The sequence below is a fragment of the Piscibacillus halophilus genome (assembly GCF_900110685.1).
Classification (GTDB): Bacteria; Bacillota; Bacilli; order Bacillales; family Alkalibacillaceae; genus Piscibacillus; species Piscibacillus halophilus.
The window spans coordinates 41,112-60,140 of the sequence record NZ_FOES01000013.1 but is presented as its reverse complement, the minus strand read 5'-3'; the positions used below and the strand labels follow the sequence as shown (position 1 = coordinate 60,140).

The 19,029-nt window shown below is 37.8% G+C and carries 22 protein-coding genes; 12 read left to right on the top strand and 10 right to left on the bottom strand.

The window, feature by feature from the left end; genetic code table 11:
* On the top strand, nucleotides 1-467 hold a 467-nt coding region (locus BMY57_RS16275; RefSeq protein WP_256205275.1), incomplete at its 5' end, for a transposase.
* On the opposite strand, the gene BMY57_RS07975 is transcribed toward BMY57_RS16275, so the two are convergent.
* The 4 genes from BMY57_RS07975 to BMY57_RS07960 form a co-directional block, all read right to left on the bottom strand.
* Entirely contained in the window at nucleotides 437-2,392 is a 1,956-nt protein-coding gene (locus tag BMY57_RS07975) for an FtsX-like permease family protein (RefSeq protein WP_091773492.1), read from the bottom strand. The genes BMY57_RS16275 and BMY57_RS07975 overlap by 31 nt on opposite strands.
* Nucleotides 2,382-3,143, bottom strand: coding sequence for an ABC transporter ATP-binding protein (locus BMY57_RS07970; RefSeq protein ID WP_091773491.1), 762 nt, complete (start codon nucleotides 3,141-3,143; stop codon nucleotides 2,382-2,384). The genes BMY57_RS07975 and BMY57_RS07970 overlap by 11 nt, the downstream gene beginning before the upstream one ends.
* Nucleotides 3,144-3,269: 126 nt before the next feature.
* The gene (locus tag BMY57_RS07965) at nucleotides 3,270-4,277 is read right to left on the bottom strand and encodes a sensor histidine kinase (protein WP_091773490.1); all 1,008 of its coding nucleotides are present in this window, start codon (nucleotides 4,275-4,277) and stop codon (nucleotides 3,270-3,272) included.
* Entirely contained in the window at nucleotides 4,274-4,963 is a 690-nt protein-coding gene (locus BMY57_RS07960; RefSeq protein ID WP_091773489.1) for a response regulator transcription factor, read from the bottom strand. The genes BMY57_RS07965 and BMY57_RS07960 overlap by 4 nt, the downstream gene beginning before the upstream one ends.
* Before the next feature lie 292 nt (nucleotides 4,964-5,255).
* On the opposite strand from BMY57_RS07960, the gene BMY57_RS07955 reads away from it, so the two are divergent.
* Genes BMY57_RS07955 through BMY57_RS07935 form a run of 5 tightly spaced genes read left to right on the top strand, consistent with a single transcriptional unit; the run spans nucleotide 5,256 to nucleotide 7,935 of the window.
* A complete protein-coding gene (locus tag BMY57_RS07955) occupies nucleotides 5,256-6,194 on the top strand; it encodes a hypothetical protein (RefSeq protein WP_091773488.1) in 939 nt (312 codons plus the stop codon).
* Between the two features lie 10 nt (nucleotides 6,195-6,204).
* Nucleotides 6,205-6,648, top strand: coding sequence for an NUDIX domain-containing protein (locus BMY57_RS07950; RefSeq protein ID WP_091773487.1), 444 nt, complete (start codon nucleotides 6,205-6,207; stop codon nucleotides 6,646-6,648).
* Between the two features lie 15 nt (nucleotides 6,649-6,663).
* Nucleotides 6,664-7,029, top strand: a complete 366-nt coding sequence (locus BMY57_RS07945) for a cupin domain-containing protein (protein ID WP_091773486.1) — start codon at nucleotides 6,664-6,666, stop codon at nucleotides 7,027-7,029.
* A 32-nt stretch (nucleotides 7,030-7,061) separates the two neighbouring features.
* Nucleotides 7,062-7,619 (top strand): SurA N-terminal domain-containing protein, encoded by a 558-nt coding sequence (locus BMY57_RS07940; protein WP_091773485.1) that lies wholly within the window; start codon nucleotides 7,062-7,064, stop codon nucleotides 7,617-7,619.
* 31 nt (nucleotides 7,620-7,650) lie between these two features.
* Nucleotides 7,651-7,935 (top strand): MazG-like family protein, encoded by a 285-nt coding sequence (locus BMY57_RS07935; RefSeq protein WP_091773484.1) that lies wholly within the window; start codon nucleotides 7,651-7,653, stop codon nucleotides 7,933-7,935.
* A 31-nt stretch (nucleotides 7,936-7,966) separates the two neighbouring features.
* Here BMY57_RS07935 and BMY57_RS07930 read toward each other — a convergent pair whose 3' ends face one another.
* From BMY57_RS07930 to BMY57_RS07915, 4 genes are all read right to left on the bottom strand, one after another.
* Nucleotides 7,967-8,902 (bottom strand): NADP-dependent oxidoreductase, encoded by a 936-nt coding sequence (locus tag BMY57_RS07930; RefSeq protein ID WP_091773483.1) that lies wholly within the window; start codon nucleotides 8,900-8,902, stop codon nucleotides 7,967-7,969.
* A 95-nt stretch (nucleotides 8,903-8,997) separates the two neighbouring features.
* Nucleotides 8,998-9,729: an AAA family ATPase gene (locus BMY57_RS07925; RefSeq protein WP_091773482.1), complete on the bottom strand. Its 732-nt coding sequence runs from the start codon at nucleotides 9,727-9,729 to the stop codon at nucleotides 8,998-9,000.
* Between the two features lie 69 nt (nucleotides 9,730-9,798).
* Complete coding sequence (locus tag BMY57_RS07920) at nucleotides 9,799-10,092, bottom strand: 2Fe-2S iron-sulfur cluster-binding protein (protein ID WP_091773481.1); 294 nt, start codon at nucleotides 10,090-10,092, stop codon at nucleotides 9,799-9,801.
* A complete protein-coding gene (locus tag BMY57_RS07915) occupies nucleotides 10,076-11,698 on the bottom strand; it encodes an L-aspartate oxidase (protein WP_177176352.1) in 1,623 nt (540 codons plus the stop codon). Before BMY57_RS07915 ends, BMY57_RS07920 begins: the two co-directional genes overlap by 17 nt.
* Nucleotides 11,699-11,833: 135 nt before the next feature.
* On the opposite strand from BMY57_RS07915, the gene BMY57_RS07910 reads away from it, so the two are divergent.
* The 4 genes from BMY57_RS07910 (at nucleotide 11,834) to BMY57_RS07895 (ending at nucleotide 15,312) form a co-directional block, all read left to right on the top strand.
* Nucleotides 11,834-12,565, top strand: a complete 732-nt coding sequence (locus BMY57_RS07910; protein WP_091773479.1) for a maleate cis-trans isomerase family protein — start codon at nucleotides 11,834-11,836, stop codon at nucleotides 12,563-12,565.
* Entirely contained in the window at nucleotides 12,566-13,300 is a 735-nt protein-coding gene (locus BMY57_RS07905; protein WP_091773478.1) for an aspartate/glutamate racemase family protein, read from the top strand.
* Nucleotides 13,301-13,448: 148 nt separating this feature from the next.
* Nucleotides 13,449-14,363 carry an ABC transporter ATP-binding protein gene (locus tag BMY57_RS07900; protein WP_091773477.1) on the top strand — a complete coding sequence of 305 codons (915 nt, stop codon included), beginning with the start codon at nucleotides 13,449-13,451 and terminating at the stop codon, nucleotides 14,361-14,363.
* Nucleotides 14,356-15,312 (top strand): ABC transporter permease, encoded by a 957-nt coding sequence (locus BMY57_RS07895; RefSeq protein WP_091773476.1) that lies wholly within the window; start codon nucleotides 14,356-14,358, stop codon nucleotides 15,310-15,312. Before BMY57_RS07900 ends, BMY57_RS07895 begins: the two co-directional genes overlap by 8 nt.
* A 35-nt stretch (nucleotides 15,313-15,347) precedes the next feature.
* On the opposite strand, the gene hmpA is transcribed toward BMY57_RS07895, so the two are convergent.
* Nucleotides 15,348-16,571 (bottom strand): NO-inducible flavohemoprotein, encoded by a 1,224-nt coding sequence (gene hmpA / locus BMY57_RS07890; RefSeq protein ID WP_091773475.1) that lies wholly within the window; start codon nucleotides 16,569-16,571, stop codon nucleotides 15,348-15,350.
* 174 nt (nucleotides 16,572-16,745) lie between these two features.
* Between hmpA and BMY57_RS07885 the strand changes: the two genes are divergently transcribed.
* Nucleotides 16,746-17,186: an Rrf2 family transcriptional regulator gene (locus tag BMY57_RS07885; RefSeq protein ID WP_091773474.1), complete on the top strand. Its 441-nt coding sequence runs from the start codon at nucleotides 16,746-16,748 to the stop codon at nucleotides 17,184-17,186.
* A 190-nt stretch (nucleotides 17,187-17,376) separates the two neighbouring features.
* Nucleotides 17,377-17,946, top strand: coding sequence for a hypothetical protein (locus BMY57_RS07880; protein WP_091773473.1), 570 nt, complete (start codon nucleotides 17,377-17,379; stop codon nucleotides 17,944-17,946).
* A gap of 99 nt (nucleotides 17,947-18,045) precedes the next feature.
* On the opposite strand, the gene BMY57_RS07875 is transcribed toward BMY57_RS07880, so the two are convergent.
* Nucleotides 18,046-18,945: a helix-turn-helix domain-containing protein gene (locus BMY57_RS07875; RefSeq protein ID WP_091773472.1), complete on the bottom strand. Its 900-nt coding sequence runs from the start codon at nucleotides 18,943-18,945 to the stop codon at nucleotides 18,046-18,048.
* Nucleotides 18,946-19,029: the final 84 nt, after the last annotated feature.

Genomic DNA, 19,029 nt, shown 5'->3' with positions numbered 1-19,029 from the left:
CGGAAGAAAAAACGGGTGAACTATACGGCAAACGAAAAGTAGATGTTGAACCTGTTTTTGGATTTCTGAAGGCTAATTTGCGCTTCTCTCGAATGTCTGTTAGGGGCAAAGAGAAGGTGAAAAATGAATTAGGATTTGCGTTCATGGCGGTGAATCTAAGAAAGTTCACCACCATGAACGCGAAAACAAGCTGGGCATATAACAAAACAAAGCAGAAAAAAGGCACCAAACCATACTTTTTATGGTTGGTGCCTTTTTTACGTTATTTTAGGCTAGTTATGTCCCAGCCTCTTTCGCTAAATTTTGTACTGTTTTCGCCAAAACATAGGAGACCTTTCGAAAGTATGAGTGATGGTTTCGCTAATAGTGCTATTGAATTCGCCAACTTAAATGAAAGTTTCGCTAAAAGCTCCTCTTATTTCGCCAAACATAGGAACTACAGCGCCTCGCCAATCACTTTTCGGTAATAGAGTACTGAAAGCATGCCGAAGATTGAGTAAAGCACCGTGTATAGTCCCATAACAATCAGCATCGGCGTCCATACTTCTGAGCCAAATAAAAACCAACCTGATTGGACAGCAAAATAGCTGTGTAAGAGCCCGATTGCAAGTGGAATCCCAAAGTTAAATAGCTGCTTGATTTGAATACCTTTTAATAAATCGAATTGGGTGAAGCCAAGCTTTCTTAAAATAGTATAGCTTGGTTTTTCGCTATCACTTTCATCCATTTGTTTAAAGTATAGAACGCAACCTGATGTGACTAAGAACGTTAACCCAAGGAATCCGACGATAAACATGGCGAGTCCCATGCTCATTTTTTGATCTCGACTAGACTGTAACTGTGAGTCGTTTCCAAATGTGTCACCGAGATTAGTTGAATTGAAGATATCATTCGAGCGTTCTAGGTCGTTTTCACTCACGTCAATACCTGTAAAAACAGTAGATTCTATTTGATATTCAGGATCCATGTCTGCTTTTAAGTCTTCATAAATAGATTGATCCACGACAGCAATTGGCATTCCACCAGCATTAGTGAAGTAAGATGATACGACAAACTCCCGTTTAAGCTCAGTTTGATGTAATTCATAAGTGTTGTTTAGACCAGAAAGAGTCAAATCACCTGAGTCTTTAATGGTCATAAAACGCATCATAAGGTCTGAGTAGCCCGTTAGAATCGTTTCTCCTTCATCGACATCTATATGGTCAAAGTTTTCATCACTGACGACTGGCAAAGGTAAAGTGTTAGGATCCATCGTGATGGTTGGATCTTCTTCCATTTCAAGATCTAAGATGTTTGTGGCATCAGCTTTAAATCTAAGCACTTCGATTTGGTTCATGGAATAGTTGACGTCGTTTTCTTCTAAAGCAGTTGTAAACTCCTCTACACTTTCCTCATCGATTAAAGCAAAATCGTGAACCACATAATCCTCTGCCAACTGTTCTGCTGAATAATAGGAAATATAGCTTAAGCTTAATAAACCGATGGCTAGAGCCGAGACTGTTGTAATAATCGTTAACAATAAAGCATTCGATTTCATTCGGAACATGATGGACGATAGTGACATGACTTTATTAATGTTCAAGTAACCTTTGTTTTGTTTACGGATTAATTGAAAGATAAATGCCACTGACCCTTTATAAAACAAGTAAGTTCCGATGATGACAGAGGCTAAGATAAAGGCCATTGCAAAGAAAAGCTCATTGATGGTTGTGAATTCACCATCGAATAACATTTGAGAGACATAATAGCCAGATCCAATCATCACAATCCCTAAGATTCCGATTATCATCTGCCAAACCGACATACGCTTAACATTAACTTCAGTGGATGAACGAACTCGAAATAGCGATAGTATACTTTGTCTTTTAATGAATAAATAGTTCGTTAACATGATGATTAAGTAGATACCGATAAAGATGAGCAATGTTTGAATTAAAGCTTCAGTTGAAAATCTCAATGAAGCCACTGCTTCGACTCCGGTAATTTTTAATACAATCATGACAACTAATTTTGAAATTGAAAAACCAACTAAAACTCCAATTAGCATAGAGCTAAAGTAAAGGATGAAATTTTCAATGCTTAAGAGTCGGAAAATCCGCCCTTTCGTCATACCAATTAGTTGAAAGAGACCGATCTCACTACTCCGTCTTTTAATGAATAAATTGTTTGCATAAACTAAGAAAATCGAAACAATCACAATGAGCAGGATGGATCCCGCTTTTATACCTGCTTGACCTTTTATAGACCCTTCCACCGGATCCATGGATGGATCGTATTGTAATGTGACAAAGGCAAAATAAATCGCGACACTAAAAATTAAGGCAAAGACATAAAGATAATAGTTGCTTAAGTTTTTCTTTAGGTTTCGGAAGATGAGTTGATTAATGTTCATATTGCACGCCACCTAAAACGCCTTGAGTTGTCATAATGTCTTTGAAGAAGCTTTGTCGATCTTCATTGCCTTTATTTAGTTGCGAGTAAATTTGCCCGTCTTTTATAAAAATAACGCGACTGCTGTAACTTGCAGCGACAGGATCATGTGTCACCATCATAATCGTTGCTTTACGTTTTTGGTTTAAGTCGCTTAACTTGTTTAGTAAATTTGAAGCAGATTTTGAATCGAGTGCACCAGTTGGTTCATCGGCAAATATGATGCTTGGTTCATGGATAAACGCACGCGCAGCTGATGTTCTTTGTTTTTGACCGCCTGAAATTTCATTAGGGTATTTATCCCTTACATCATAGATCCCAAGTTCATTAGCGACATCTTCGAATCGTTCGTTCGCTTCTTTTTTTGAAACGTTTTGGATGGATAATGGTAATAAAATATTCTCTTTAACAGTCAGGGTATCGAGCAAGTTATATTCTTGGAAAATAAAGCCGAGGTGATGCTTGCGAAATTCGGCCAGTTTTTTCGATTTCATACTCGTAATCATATTGCCATCGACTTTAATCGTTCCGTGGCTGACTTTATCGATCGATGATAGTACATTGAGTAAGGTTGTTTTACCTGAACCAGATGCCCCCATAATACTGACGAATTCACCTTGTTCGATGTTAAGATCGATCCCTTGTAATACTTCCTGTCTATTAAATTTGTTTCCATAGCTTTTATGGATTTTATGAGCTTGTAAAATGTTCATAATTAGTGCTCCTTTCTTTTAATCTGAATTCATTGTATATGGGGAAGAGGTTCCTTTTCCTTTATTTTACCTAACAATTGAAAAAAGCATGTGACATTATTGTCACATGCATGTTAGATGTTAAATTCATAGTGCATCCGAGATTTCTACGAAGTCGTTTTTCTTAGGAAATGTAAGCGTAAATGTCGTGCCTTCACCTAATGTCGATTTGACATTTAATATGATTTTTAATGAATGAGCCACTTGCTTTGTTAGATAAAGTCCCATGCCGGTTGCCGAGTTATCCTGGTGTTTGGCAGTGGAAGTAAACCCTTTTTCAAATATTCGAGGCAAGTCTTTTGAATCTATGCCTCTTCCATAGTCCTGAACATTGAGTTTGATTTGGTCATGGTCTTTGTAGCTGTAAAGGACGATGTCGGAGTTCTCGCTATATTTCACGGCATTGGACAGCAGTTGTCTTATGATAAAGGCAAGCCATTTGCCGTCTGTTAACACTTCTTTTTCCTCTAAATTTATATCGAATCCGATTCCTCTATGTATACACCAAGACTTTAAGTTCTTAATTTCCTGGTGAATAATCGGTTCTAATTCAGTGTTTTCAATGTAAAGGTCATTTTCAATAATGGCCATGCGTTTTTTGTGTAATTGTTGGTCGAGTAATAAATGGATTCGTAACCATTCATAGTTAAGGCTAGTTTTTAGTGCTGAATCCTCGATTCGATCGATGATGAGTTGCATCGCCGTCAGAGGTGTTTTGACCTCGTGGATCCAAGATAGTAATTCGTCTTTTTCTTGTTCTAAATTGGTGCGATTGTCGGATTCAAGTTGTTTTAATTTCTTGGTTTGTGTGCTTAATTGATCTGCGACAATCGATTCGAAAGGAGACCTAGGTTTAGGTAACTCGTTTTCGTCGAAGTGACTTGCACGGTCTATTAACTTCTGGTAATATTTTGTTTCTCTTTGATACCTTACCGCTAGAAACATGATAAAGATAATGCTGGATAAAAAGGTGTAATACGCAATGGCCTCAAAGGCGATTTGTGAATCAATGTAAGCGATAAATAAGATTAAACCATGCAACGTGATGTAAAGTAAGATCCAGCTACGTCGTTCCGTTAAAAATTTTCCAATCATGATGGACTGCCTTCCTTCGCCATGTAACCTTGACCGACTTTTGTTTCAATGTATTGTCCGAGCCCAATTTCATCCAGTCGTTTACGTAGACGGTTAACGTTTACCGTAAGCGTGTTATCGCTAATAAACCGTTCATCTTCCCAAAGGCTGTGAATCAATTCTTCACGACTGACGATTTTATTTTTATGATCAATTAATTGCCTTAAAATGTAGGTTTCATTTTTCGTTAATTCAATGGTTCCGAGTTCGTTAGTGACGGAATTTTTTTCATAATCAATCGTCGCTCCACACCATGTCTTGAGCTGAATTTGGTCTGTGTTGTAGTTATAGACTCGGCGTAGTACGGCTTGAATCTTTGCAATCAGGACATCGAAGTGGAAGGGTTTTTGGATGTAGTCATCTGCACCAAGCTGCATCGACATGACCATGTCTGTCGGGTGATCTCGTGATGATAGAAAAATGATTGGCACATTCGAATGCGAGCGAATGATACGACACCAATGGAATCCGTCATACTTTGGGAGTTGAATATCAATCACGACGAGGTCTGGCTTGATCTGGGTGAATTCTTCAATGACTTTTTCAAAATCCTGAATCCCATAGACATCATATGACCACTGTGCTAGTCGTTCTTTTATTTCATGAAAAAGTGATTCGTCATCTTCAATGATGAGTAATTTAAACATGGCTTTCACCTGCCAATTTTATCTAGTTTTAAATTAGTATAACAAAAGATAGAGGTCAAGGTGGAAGTGTTTCGCCAGTTTGGATTATGTTTTCGCTAAAATAAATGGTTGTTTCGCTAGTTTTGACAATGCTTTCGCTCAAACGCCTTAATGTCTCGCTAACTATATAGTTTGTTTCGTCAAAATCTGTAAGGCTTTCGCCAATGACAGGAAGGTTTTCCTGAAATTGGTGTCGAATCAGAAGGGAGAGGCAAAAGGGTATTCCTAGAGTCGATAATAGGGGGGAGTTAGCATGCAAGCCTTAAAAGTTGGGATCTTTGAAAAGTCGGCAAGGTGGATGAAGCGTCATGCACGACCATTGGAGGCGGCGAGATGGTCCTATGAGTTTGATGGTGGTACGAAGGAAGAGGTTTTGAATTATTTAAAAGCTTTCCAAAATGATGATGGCGGCTTTGGTCATGGTTTGGAACCTGACTTCTGGTTACCGAAGTCTAATGCAATGGCGACCTGGACGGCGGGGAGAATTTTAGTAGACTTAGAGGTTAGTTCTAGTCACGATGTTATACAGACTATGATTTCATATTTAGTGAACACCTACGATTCAGATTCAGGAATGTGGGCATCTGTCCTCCCTGAAAACAATAATTTTCCACATGCGCCTTGGTGGGGTTATCAAGAAGGAGTTCAGAAGAATTGGATGTTCAACCCCGGTGCAGAATTAGCCGCATTTTTAATACATTGGACAGACGAAGAAGATCGTGCATGGAGCACTGGTTGGGCTTCTGTTACTAAAGCGGTTGAGCGATTAATGTCCGCGGATGAGATGGACTTTCACGAGGTAAGCAACTTTAAACAGATGATAAAACTATTAAAACCTTATCAAGAAATGTTTAACAAGACCGTTTCATATTCCTATAATCAGGTGGTCGAAACAGTAGAATCACATATTTTAAAATGCGTAGAACAAGATCCATCAAAGTGGGCAACTGGATATAACCCATTACCACTCGATTTTGTCGATGGTCCAGAAGATGCTTTAGTAAGTGAATTCGGATCCTTGATCGATCAAAATTTAGACTTCTATATTGAACAAATGTCAGAGGAAGGTATTTGGGATATCTCTTGGGAATGGGGTAAGTATCCGAATGAATTTGCCATTTCTAGGCGTTATTGGCAAGGCATTATAACAGTTGATCGATATAAGATTTTAAAAACATTTGGAAGAATATAAGGAGGAAATCATGCATATACGTAATTCAATAAAAGCAATCATCATTCAAAATCATCATATTTTATTAACTAAAAATAATGATGGTCATGAATTTTATCTCTGTCCTGGTGGCGGGCAGGATTTTGCGGAAAGTTTTCATGAAACGTTAAAACGAGAGTGTCTCGAAGAAGCAGGGGCTAAAGTCGATGCGGGTGAGCTTTTATTTGTTCGAGAATATATTGAAGATAGAGACGGCAAGCCTGGTCAGCATGCAGTAGAATGTTATTTTCATTGTCATTTATTAGATTCACAACTGCTTGAGCCAACTGAACCTGATAAGTATCAGGTTGATGTGGAATGGGTGCCTTTCGAAAGGTTGGAATTGATTCATATGTATCCCACTAAATTAAAAGATTATTTACTCCAATACATAAAAGGGGAACCATCGCCTGTATATTTAGGTAACATTAATTAAGTTAAGAGGTGTCATATGGAGTTTTATAAGTTTAATAAAGAGGTCGGTAAACAAATTAATCAGTATCGCTCAAACTTTGTTATGACACGCATCTTACAATCTAGTCAGTCTGTTCAAATAGGTTGTATGTACTTAGGAGAAGGAGGGGTTGTAGGATATCATCAAGCCACTTTACCGCAACTTTTTTTAGTGATTAGTGGTGAAGGCATTGTGCGAGAGGGCGACTCAGAATGGATCCATGTGAAAGCTGGCGATGCTGTTTTTTGGATGAATGGTGAATGGCATGAAACTAAAACCGAGACGGGTCTAACAGCTTTAGTTATAGAGGGGGAAGACTTAGATCCATCCAGGTATATGAAGTTGTTAGAAAATCAAGGGTAATGTATTTGTAGTATAAAACTAAGGGGAATTAAATGTATAGGATTGCATGTTGGATGGTTGTCATATGCTTAGGTTTTATGGTTGGTTGTTCTGATGCATCCAAATATGAAAATGAAGACGTGGTTGCCATTGTAAGGGGTGAAGAAATTACGATAGGGGATATTCGTTTTATGGCAGAAATAGACGACGAAAAGATCCCTGATGCAGTTGAAGCTCGTGTGAAAGTAACTTTAGTTGTTCAAGAAGCAAAGGAAATGGGAATTGATGTATCAGACGAGGTCAATGAGTCAGTTGAATTCTTTGGACAGTATCCATCTGAAGATATAGATACTGATCAAACAAATGAGACTAGAGAATTTGCAGAAGCTCAAGCGGAACGGTTTGATATGGAACCCGAAGAATATCATAAAGAATACGTGAAAATGAGTGCAGAGATAAGTGCATATCAAAATGCATTTTTTGAAGAACATTTAGAACCATTTAGCCAACCTGAAACAGAAGAAGAGCTTGAAGAAATGGATGAAAAAATAGATGAAATCGTTGAGGAGTTATTTCAAAAGTATGAGGACGAGATTGAAATAATGATCTAATATTAAACTTTGTAGTTGGGAGAGGGGTACCATGGAACAACTCTTAAGAGAAATTGAGAAAGAACCAAAATCTTTGGAGCAAATGGCTTTGAAGTTATCAGAGGAAGCAGGAGAAACATCACAAGCTGTATTATCGTATTTAAAAGCAAGTGGAAGTGAGTATAAACAATTAGGAATTAATGATGTTAAAGAAGAATGTGTAGATGTGATTTTGGTATCTTTGGCCATGTTTTACAAACTAGCTGAAAGTGAAGAAGAGCTTGAAGGTTTTATCAGCCAAAAATTAAATAAGTGGGAAAGTAAGTTAATAAAATAGAGCACTCATTGTGATTGAGTGCTCTTTCCATTTATATGACGTTAATGACGATTTTTCCTTTAGCATGGTGAGTCTCACTTAATTCATGAGCATCTTGTAAGCCTTTTTGAGTTAATGGGAAATGGTGCCCTATGATTACTTTGAGCTTGCCTTCTTCCATTTGTTTAGCGATTTGCTTAAGCTGTTCGCCTTTTGGCTCTAACCATACGAAGAATGCTTTGACCTTGTGTTTGTTAGCCTTTTCTTCTTGAGGTGGTGAAGCAACAGTAGCTAGTTCTCCGCCTGATTTTAGAATTTGATAGCTTTTCTCTTGGATTTCGCCACCTAATGTATCCAGTACGAAATCATAATCGGATAGCACTTCTTCAAAGTTCTCTTTCGTATAATCTATGACCTCATCAGCTCCGAGGTCTTTTACTAAATCCACGTTTTTTGTGCTACATGTGGTTGCGACATAAGCGCCAGCGTTTTTAGCAAGCTGAATCGCAAATGAGCCGACACCTCCAGAGCCTGCATGGACGAGAACCTTGTCTCCTTCTTTTACGTTTCCGTGTTCAAATAAACATTGATATGCTGTTAGAGCAGTAAGTGGTGTTGCAGCAGCTTCTTCAAAACTTACGTTGTCAGGTATTTTAGCTAATAAATGAGCATCGATTGCCGTATATTCAGCATATGTGCCACGGTTTGTCAGTTCAGGGCGAGCAAAGACTTTATCTCCGACTTGAAAATCGGTCACACCTTCTCCAACTTCATATATAACTCCTGCAGCATCCCACCCTAGGATAATCGGAAAATCGAATGGAACCATGTCTTTAAGATAGCCTTCTCGTAACTTCCAATCGATCGGGTTGATGGATGTTGCATGTACTTTAACAATGACCTGTCCGTCTTTAGGTGTTGGTTTTTCAAATTCTTGTTCTTGTAAAACATCTTTAGAACCATATTCATTGATCACAATTGCTTTCATGAGGTCACCTTCTTTTTAATATAGTTTGCGTTTAGCTATAAAGGCTATTCATAAGCAATTTTAGATGAGAATTGTTTGGGCTTAAACTTTTCTGCTCACTCGTCTGATAAGATGTCTTGTAGAAGCTTTTCACGGTTTTGAAGAAAATACCTGGTGATCTGGTAATGATCTGTTTCTTCGTATTCTATTTCATGGATGTCATCATTATCAAAGCTGTAAATCGTTGCATTAGGATACCCTAATAATATAGGTGAGTGGGTGGCGATGATAAACTGACATTCTTCTGACTGAGTCAAGGTATGCAGGATTTTTAAAAAAGTTAATTGACGTTGAGGTGATAATGCTGCTTCAGGTTCGTCCAGTAAATAAATAGCCTTTCCTTTGAAACGATTCTTAAATAACGATAAAAACGATTCGCCATGAGATTGTTCGTGTAACGATTGACCACCGTATGCGTTATAAGTCTGTGGATCGTCTGCTCCAATCTCGTCAATGTAAGAGGCAAAGTGGTAAAAGGACTCCGCGCGTAGGAAAAAGCCATTAGAAACTTTAGGAAGCCAAGATAATCGGATATAATCTCCAAGGACTGACTCGGATGCGTGCACGTTGTAAAAGTTATTCCGTCCGCCACCAGCTGTGTTAAATCCACATTTATCAGCGATGGCTTCAAGCAGAGTTGATTTACCGGAACCATTTTCTCCAACGAAAAACGTGACATTAGAGGTGATGTTGAGCTCTGTGAAGTTCTTAATCGCTGGGATTGTAAATGGATATTGGTTATAGGATGAGACTTGATCGTGTAAAAGCGTGACTTTTTTTAAAAACATAGGATCACCTTATCTATAAAAAATGGATTTTACTTAAATGGACTGTAAACAGATTTTGATTACTGTAAATTAATATTCTTTAATTAAGTCTCTTATGGTCTTGCCTTTTGGTAGCGGGGCAAGTGTCAGATAGCCATCTTCACCAGGTTCGGCAGTCTTTTGACAGCTAAGGTCAGGTCGACCATTGATCATCATCATGCAAGTCGTACAGAGGCCGGTGCGACAAGAGTAGCGATAAGCAATACTCGGGTCGTGGTGTTGATAGATTTCATCAAGGACATTCAAGACGGTCATATCAGGTTGGTAATCAACCTCGAACTGATCGATGTGTTCCCCTCGATTGATTTTAACGTTTAGTTTCACTAGACTCGACCTCCTCTGGCTGTACTTGAAACTGATGGTTTTTCATACGAACTAAGTTGTGTTTTATGGTTGAAGTTAAGTCTGGATAGTCTGTATTGTAATGGGAACCACGGCTTTCTTGACGTTCCAATGCAGAGCGGACTATGGCTTCTGCTGTGTTCACCATGTGTTGTGCTTCAATGTAATCTACGATTTCTCGAGAATAAACGTCTGGATTAGATATTTGAACATTTTCTAGTTGCTCTCGGACATTTAATAATTGATTTAACGCCTCTCGTAACCCCTCATTCTTACGGATCACTTCAACGTAGCTAGACATGGAGTGTTGAATGTGTTGTTTGATTTCAAAAGGTCGGTGGTTGCCATATTGATTAATTCTGATTGGATTGGCATCTAGGATTGAAACTGTCACGTCGTCTACGAGTTTCGCTGCGTTCATTCCAGCACGTGCTCCAAAAACAAGACATTCAGATAGGGCATTATTTCCTAAGCGATTACCGCCATGAAGTCCTCCTGCGGTTTCACCAGCTGCAAAAAGTCCTTCTACGTCTGTTTTAGCGTCAGCATCAATTCGAACCCCTCCCATCATGAAGTGGGCGGCAGGTCCGACTTGTGCACGTTTATTGGCAAGGTCCACGCCCCGATCAAGGCAGAGCTGATACTCATGAGAAAATTCTTTTTTGACTTGATCGATTACATCAGTTGCATCTAACCATATCGGTCCACGACCTTCAGATATTTCAGTTGCGATCGCAATTGATAACGTATCACGAGTGGCATCTTCCAATGTATCAGGTGCGTAGTACTTCATAAACCGTTCACCCTTGTTATTGAACAGCTTTGAGTTATGGTAAAAACTAATGCAAAGCCCAGCAATCGATTGTGGCTCGATGATGCTCACTGGGTAAAACTGAACTTGTTCCATGTCGATCAACGTGGCACCGGCTTGTAACCCAAGTGAAAACCCATCACCTGTTGATTGGACGGGGTTACTCGTAATCGGGTAGAGCTGTCCTGCGCCACCTGTTGCAAGAACAGTAGCCTTACTCTGAATCAAGAAAAACTTATTCGTAGAAAGTTCCAGCACTAAAGCTCCTACGACTCGTTCGTCTGATTTGATTAACTTAATGGTCATGACATCACTCAAAGTCGTGATTCTTTCATCCTTGGTGACCTTTTTTCTAAGTGTATGAAGTAGCCCAAGTCCAGCTTTCCCCTTTTTGGCACTTACCGATCGAGGTAGGGAGTGTCCTGATGTGTGAGAGACAGAGACTTGATCACCTTCTCGGTCAAGCTTTAACCCCCAATCGATTAGGTCTTGAATACGTTGATCTATGTCATGGACTAACGTTTTAGCCAGATTCGGGTTGCTTAATCCACGACCACTCGTGTAGATATCTTCTAAATAACGCTCAGTATCATCTTCTTCATGTGACCAGTCGCCAAGTCCTGCAATTTGAACAGCGCCTGTTGACGATCCACTTCGACCAAGTGCACCTTTGTCTAATATTAAAACTTGTTTATCCTCTAATGCAGCATAGGTGGCTGCGGCAAGGCCTGCTGTACCTGAACCAATGACTAATACATCTGTTTGAATTTTTTCCACTGCCAACACACTTTCTTATAAGAATTCTACTAATATTCAATGATTTAATCGTATCGTACCATGCCAGTTTTTTTAATAAAAGTTAGAAAGAGTGGACTACTCATGGCATAATGTAATGAAAAGGGAGGGATTTCGGTGACGAAGGTCGGTTTTTTGTATCCTGGATTTGCGGCTGAAGATGATTATCCACGTCTTGGCAACATGGTCCAACCGCCAGTTGAAGTGGAGCTTGTTCACACTAAATTTAAACGAGATGCTCACACCGTTCAAGCGTTAACAGAAATGGGAAGCATTAACCGTTTATTGGAGGGAGCAGAACATCTAAAAGGTACAGGAATTGAATCGGTATTATGGACTTCCACAAGTGCTAGTTTCACCTTAGGGATTGAAGGTGTTCAAGAACAAATCGAGGTGCTTGAACATTCACTTCAGATTCCTGCTTCCACTACTGCGATGGCATTTATTCATGCTGCTGATGTAATCGGTTCGAACCGAATTGCGATTGCAGCGACGTACCCAGATGATATTGCGCAGTTGTTTAAAGGTTTTTTAGAATATCATGGGTTCGAAGTCGTGAAATTTTCTAGTAAAGGGATTATTACGGCAGCAGAAGTAGGGACCTTACAACGTGAAGAAGTATTAAAATTAGCAGTCGAAAACGATTCAGATCAGGCTGATACACTGTTCATCCCAGATACGGCACTTCATTCAGCCGAGTGGATTGATGAGATTGAAGAGGCGATTCAAAAACCGGTATTAACCGCGAATCAAGTTAGTTTTTGGGAGGCGCTTCGTTTGGCTGGACAATTGACTGAACAAACCGGGCTTGGGACGTTGTTTCGCCAGCCATTAGAGGAGGACACTTAGATGTTGTATAAGGCGAGCCCAGGCCAGGTAAGTTACGGCGAGTCGATAGGGATATTATTGTTAGACACTTATACTCCTTTTGTCCCGGGAGATGTTGGGAATGCCACAACCTATTCATTTCCAGTACGGTTTCAGCGGATTGACGGGTTTACATTTAGTAAACTTTTAACGAAAGATCCAGCATTAGTAGAGCCTTTGTTAGAAGCTGGGCATAACTTAGTTAAAGAGGGTGTGAAGGCAATTACTGGTGATTGTGGCTATATGGCTATGTTTCAGAAGGAAATTGCCTCTGAATTAAAAGTCCCAGTGTTTTTGTCCAGCTTACTACAACTACCGTTTATGGAGGCGATGCTTGGACCCGAGGAAAAAATCGGCATCATTTGTAGCCACTCTGATTATTTTGATCATGAAATATTAGAGGGCATGGGGGTTCAAATTAATTCCTCAAAACTTCGAGTGATGGGTATGGAAACAGCGGAGCATTTTCGATTAGCCGCACATGTGGAAAATGGATTACTTGACCCTGATGTTGTAGAACAAGAAGCGGTTTCGATTGCTCGTGAGTTTGTGAGTGAATATCCGGATATTAAGCTGATTCTTCTTGAATGTAGCAGTCTTCCACCATACGGAGCTGCGATTCAACAGGCTACAGGTTTACCTGTATTTGACTATGTGACGATGATTAACCATGTGCATTCTGCTGTTGTGAAGTCGAGGTTTTCAGGGTTTATGTGATCGCTTGATTAGTAAGGTTTGTAAAAATTATCTATAATTTATTTAAAAATCTTAGCGATAAGCTAAGATTTTTGTTGTTTTAGCGAAACTATATCTTACCTTAATCGTAGTAAACAATGGAACAAACATACAAAAAGGGGGTTGTCCATTGAGTCAGGTTGCATTAGAACTGAAAGATGTAAAGAAGAAAATTGGTAAGAAGGAAATTATTAAAGGTATTAATTTAAGTATTAATCAAGGCGAAGTTTATGGTTTTATCGGGCCAAACGGTGCTGGTAAAACAACAACGATTCGGATGATTGTTGGCCTTATGAGACTAACAGGCGGTGATGTTAAAATACTTGGAAAAAGTATTCAATCAGATTACAAATTAGCTGCCAAAAACATCGGAGCGATTGTTGAGAATCCTGAACTTTACCCGTTTATGACTGGCTGGCAAAACTTAATGCATTATGCTCGTATGTATCAAGGAGTGACAAAGGAACGAGTGGAAGAAGTCATTTCTCTCGTCGGGTTAGAAAAAGTGGTTAACGATAAGGTTGGGAAGTACTCGTTAGGGATGCGTCAGCGTCTTGGAATCGCTCAAGCCATTTTACATAAACCTGCATTATTAATCCTTGATGAACCAACAAATGGTCTTGACCCTGCTGGTATCCGTGAAATCCGTGATTACATACGTGAACTAGCAGTGAAAGATAATGTCGCGGTGATGATTTCGAGTCATTTGCTTTCAGAAATTGAACTTATGTGTGATCGGATTGGGATCATTCAACAAGGTGAAGTTATTTCTGAACGTGCTGTACATGATGAATCAACAGATAGTCAGCTCAAAGTTATTTTTGAAGTAAAACAAAATGACAAGGCACAGGAAGTTTTTGAAGAAAAAGAATTAACCATTGAAAAAGAATCCAACAAATTAATTGTAAAACTAGATCGGGAAGACATACCAAACGTCGTAAAGAGTTTAATTGAAAAAGACGTCGAGGTTTATGGCGTGACACCAATTAAAGCAACTCTGGAAGATCAATTCTTAGAGCTGACGGGAGGTAATGTCATTGAGTAAATTTTTCAAACTACTATACAATGAATTGTTTAAAACTTACATTCGTAAATCGACTTGGGTAATGTATATTGTCTTATTGGCGATCATCATTGGTGGCGCGGTTATAACGAGCATCTTTGAAGATGAAATTGTAACGAGCTATTCAGATGATAATTGGCAAGAAGAATTGACTCAAGAAAATGAGAAGCTGATACAAGAAAGTGAAGAAGAGGGCGGATATATTGCTGAGATGAATTCGTCAACCATTTCCAAGAATAATTTTCACTTAGATAACGACATTAAACCTCTTGGATATGGTGCTTGGCAGTATACCTATGAAAACGCAAGTTTATTATCGCTTGTAAGCTTATTTACAATTATTATAGGGGCTGGAATCGTTTCAAGCGAATTTAAATGGGGAACGATTAAACTTCTGTTAATTCGACCGATTTCACGAACCATGATATTGCTAACGAAATTCGTAGCTGTTCTGGTGTTTGCCCTCATTACACTAATCTTTACTTTATTAAGTTCACTTCTGGTTGGGGCAATATTCTTCGGGTTTGAAGGTTTTGATCCTTACTTCGTAACCAGCACCATAAATGGTTATGAACATTTATCATTAGTTGGAGAGACATTCTCGTCATATGGATATAATATTGTAAACTTAATCATGATGACGACATTTGCCTTTATGGTATCAACTATTTTTAGGAACAACTCTCTTGCGATTGGTTTAGCGATCTTCCTCATGCTTAGTGGTAATATGATTGTTGCGGCATTTCAAAAGTATGATTTTGCAAAATATATTTTATTTGCGAATACAGACTTAAAGCAATATGAAACTGGTGATGTATGGATAGAAGGGATGACATTAGGGTTCTCTGTAACGGTTCTAATTGTTTATTTTGTTCTGTTCATGGCATTATCATGGGTGTTTTTCAACAAACGAGATGTGGCAGGACATTAAGGAAAGAAGGCTCCTCTAAGTGGGAGCCTTTTTTATTATAAATCTACATGAGGGCCGAAAAATTCATAATGGATTTGCTGGCTAGGTACATTTAATTCGTATAAGACGGGTTTCAAATGTTTCATAAAGCCTTCTGGACCACAGAAGTAAATTTCACAGTCAGAGGATGGTATACATTCTTTTAGCCAGTCTAATGTGATATAACCTACGTAATCACTTTGATCACCCTTATTTGGTTGACTGTAACACGTAAATGTCTTGACTTGAGAAGACTCGGCTGCGATGTGTTGAACTTCCTGTTTAAGAGCATGAACATCATCGTTTGTGGCAGCATGTATATAATAAACGGGACGATTAGGCTGTTTTTTTACAACCGTTTTAAGCATACTGTGAATAGGTGTTTGTCCGACCCCTCCACTAATTAATACAAGGGGCTTATCATTTTCTGTGTCTAAGTGAAAGTCACCTCCAGGAGCACTGACTGGCAGAACATCGCCTTCTTCAACTTGTTTGTGTAAAAAGTTACTGACCACTCCTTCAGGGTGCCCAACACTATCTTCCCTTTTAACACTAATTCTAAAATGGTCTTGACCGGGAGCATCAGATAAGCTGTATTGCCTTAGATGTGTGTATGGTTCACCTGGAATTTCCGCTTTTACAGTAATGTACTGTCCTGGATTAAACGCTGGTAATAACCCATGATCTTCAGGTTTTAGATAAAACGATGTGATGACATCACTCTCTTGAACCTTTCTTGTAACTTTGAAGTTTCTAAACCCAGTCCAACCACCAGTTTGATGGCTTACTTCATGGTACATTTCTTGTTCAACTTTGATAAACACCTCAGCAATGACCTTATATGCTTTCTCCCAAGCACTCATGATGTCATCGGTTGCCTGATCACCGAGAGTATTTTTTATGGCAAGTAATAAGTTTTCACCTACAATTGGGTACTGTTCAGGCTTGATATTTAGACTCCGATGTTTATGTGCAACTTGTATTACGACTGGTTCAATTTCTTCAAGCTGATCAATATGCTGAGCGGCAGCATAGACAGTATTGGCTAATGCCCTTGGTTGTCTCCCTCTTTTCTGATTAGTTTGGTTAAAGATGTTTTTGAGTTCGGGATGATTTTGAAAAAGCAATTGATAAAATCGTTTTGTAATGGCCTCACCATGCTCGGCTAATACGGGGACTGTGGCTTTAACGGTTTCAATTGTTTTTGGATCTAAACTAGTCTTAACTTCATTATGACTCATAACCGACACTCCTTATATTTAAAGATGTATTTTGTATACATCTTTATTTTAAAACTAAAAGATGCATCATAAATACATCTTTTGTGGCTATATTTTTAATATAGTTTTTCAATTTGATGAACATCTATTCGATAAGGTAAAATAAAAGAGATGACAGACGTTAGGAGCATTTATATGCGATTGAAAAAATATACCGATTATGCTCTTAGAGTATTAATTTATGTTAATTCTAAAGAAGAAGGCGAACTTACAAGCATTAAAGAGATTTCAGAGACTTTTGGGATCTCACAAAATCATCTAAGTAAAATAGTTTATCAGTTAGGACAACTTGAATTGCTTCATACCATTAGAGGCCGAAACGGTGGAATCGCTCTTTCAAAATCGCCTGAAGATATTAATATAGGACATGTCGTTAGAATGATGGAAGACGACTTTGTGATGATGGAGTGTTTCGATCGAGATACCAATACATGCGTCATCACTCCTTCGTGTAAATTAAAACATGTATTAAACGATGCTTTAATCGCATTTTTGCGTGTGCTCGACCAGTATACTTTGAATGACTTAACTGCAAATAAAGATGAATTGCGGGATTTAATGGATATAAATTCATAGGTATTTCACATACAATATTGGATGTATAAAACATGCCTATAACATTATGAAACGTGTCTATAGAGTAAATAAGGAAAGTTCCCATTTGGATTAGAAATGGGAACTTTTCCTTTATCAAAAAGTATATTTTTCCATTATTAGCTCAAATTATGAAGGTTAGATAGTTTATGAGCTAACCGGGGGTACCGACATGGGTTTTCACGAATATTGGGCAGAAATTAAAAGTTCGATTGAACAATTGAGTCAATTAACTGATGAGTATTGGAGAAATTATTCCTATTTTAATGATTGGCAATTCTGGGTTGTATTTTTATTATTTATTATCCCATTATTTATATTGATAAAATATGTGGATCGAAAGCGGATTTTTGAATTATTCTTTTTCGGTTGGACGATTCACGTTCTTTGGAATTATACAGGAATGTACTTAGAAAACCAGTTATACTTTATCCACTATTATTATTTAACACCGATGTTACCGTCTATTTTTACGGCTGTATCATCTTCCTTACCTGTTGCATTTATTTTGGTGTATCAATATTGTACAAAGCATAAAAAGAATTTCTATCTTTGGATGGTTGGAGTGTCGATTGCCTTTTCATTTGGATTGGCTTATGTAGAAAAAATGATAGGGTTCATTGAGATGAATAAGGGCTTTAACTATTTTCATCTTTTTTTAATTGATATTGCAGTTGTTTTAACGGCTTATTGGAGTACTCGCTTTTTAATTCATATTAGAAATAAGGCTAACCATGATTAGTAAAAAATGACTACTATTGAACGAGTCAATAGTAGTCATTTTTAAATTAGGTCTTTCGAATTTAAGATAATGTGGTATATTATAATTTGGATATTCGAATTAGCTAGTAGTATAATCAACTTCTTCTTTAATACGTTGCAATACTTTTTCGCAATTAGATAAATATTTTTCATGGTCAATGAGTGCGAATATTTGCATGGCAGTTTCTACATGCTTTTTAGCTAAGCTGAAATTTTTTAATTTCCGATGTGCGTTTCCTTTTAGAAAATGAAATTGACCAAATCCATCAAGTGATTGCTTTTTTTTACAATGCTGAATTCCATTTTCAGAATATAATATAGTTTTATCAAATTCGCCTTTTAGATAATGAGTTCTTGCTAAATTGAAATTAATAAGTGTAACTAAGCTATCATCATGTAAGTAAGGTAATTTCTCTAAAGTAGCCTTTGCTTTTTCGTATAATTCAATTGCATAAGCAAAATTTCTTTTATCCGTGTGTAAGTTAGCTTTGTTTATTAAAATGTGAATTTCTCTTTCAGAATAGGACTTGGAACTTGTATTAAATAAAGTAAGTGCTTCATCAAGTAAACTTTCTGCTCTTTCAAAATCATCATAGATATACCTAGTGTAGATAGCTTTATGCCATAGAATGAATTGTTTGAATTTATTGTTGTACATTAATGGTGTTTTCTCTTCACGTTTTATTAATTCTTCAAGCTTTTCAAATTCATCTTTTTTGACTAGGTTTCTGGCTTCTAGTTCTACTTCAAGTGCATAGTCAACTCTTGGGTTATAAGATGAATCATAGAAATAATTAATATCGACCCCGAGTCGTTCTGCGATTTCAAATAAAATATCAGCTGCAATAGCTAATGAACCATTTTCAATTTTACTTATGTAGGCCTGTGTACATATTCCTTCGCATAGTTCCTTCTGTGTAATTTTGAAATATTTTCTTAATTCGTATATTCTTTTTCCTATTTCTTCACGTGGATCCATCTGAATTTCCCTCCAAAAGTATGAAATATTCCAATGTTTATATTATTTGAGAAAATCAAAGAAAATCGAAGAAAAATAAATCTG

Excerpts from the sequence above, each read along its gene's own strand:
- BMY57_RS07955 (WP_091773488.1), top strand. The coding sequence starts at position 5,256 with ATGCAAGCCTTAAAAGTTGGGATCTTTGAAAAGTCGGCAAGGTGGATG.
- BMY57_RS07905 (WP_091773478.1), top strand. The coding sequence starts at position 12,566 with ATGTTGTATAAGGCGAGCCCAGGCCAGGTAAGTTACGGCGAGTCGATA.
- BMY57_RS07875 (WP_091773472.1), bottom strand. The coding sequence starts at position 18,945 with ATGGATCCACGTGAAGAAATAGGAAAAAGAATATACGAATTAAGAAAA.
- BMY57_RS07975 (WP_091773492.1), bottom strand. The coding sequence starts at position 2,392 with ATGAACATTAATCAACTCATCTTCCGAAACCTAAAGAAAAACTTAAGC.
- BMY57_RS07880 (WP_091773473.1), top strand. The coding sequence starts at position 17,377 with ATGGGTTTTCACGAATATTGGGCAGAAATTAAAAGTTCGATTGAACAA.
- BMY57_RS07885 (WP_091773474.1), top strand. The coding sequence starts at position 16,746 with ATGCGATTGAAAAAATATACCGATTATGCTCTTAGAGTATTAATTTAT.
- BMY57_RS07950 (WP_091773487.1), top strand. The coding sequence starts at position 6,205 with ATGCATATACGTAATTCAATAAAAGCAATCATCATTCAAAATCATCAT.
- BMY57_RS07940 (WP_091773485.1), top strand. The coding sequence starts at position 7,062 with ATGTATAGGATTGCATGTTGGATGGTTGTCATATGCTTAGGTTTTATG.
- hmpA (WP_091773475.1), bottom strand. The coding sequence starts at position 16,571 with ATGAGTCATAATGAAGTTAAGACTAGTTTAGATCCAAAAACAATTGAA.
- BMY57_RS07930 (WP_091773483.1), bottom strand. The coding sequence starts at position 8,902 with ATGAAAGCAATTGTGATCAATGAATATGGTTCTAAAGATGTTTTACAA.
- BMY57_RS07970 (WP_091773491.1), bottom strand. The coding sequence starts at position 3,143 with ATGAACATTTTACAAGCTCATAAAATCCATAAAAGCTATGGAAACAAA.
- BMY57_RS07965 (WP_091773490.1), bottom strand. The coding sequence starts at position 4,277 with ATGATTGGAAAATTTTTAACGGAACGACGTAGCTGGATCTTACTTTAC.
- BMY57_RS07945 (WP_091773486.1), top strand. The coding sequence starts at position 6,664 with ATGGAGTTTTATAAGTTTAATAAAGAGGTCGGTAAACAAATTAATCAG.
- BMY57_RS07960 (WP_091773489.1), bottom strand. The coding sequence starts at position 4,963 with ATGTTTAAATTACTCATCATTGAAGATGACGAATCACTTTTTCATGAA.
- BMY57_RS07925 (WP_091773482.1), bottom strand. The coding sequence starts at position 9,729 with ATGTTTTTAAAAAAAGTCACGCTTTTACACGATCAAGTCTCATCCTAT.
- BMY57_RS07935 (WP_091773484.1), top strand. The coding sequence starts at position 7,651 with ATGGAACAACTCTTAAGAGAAATTGAGAAAGAACCAAAATCTTTGGAG.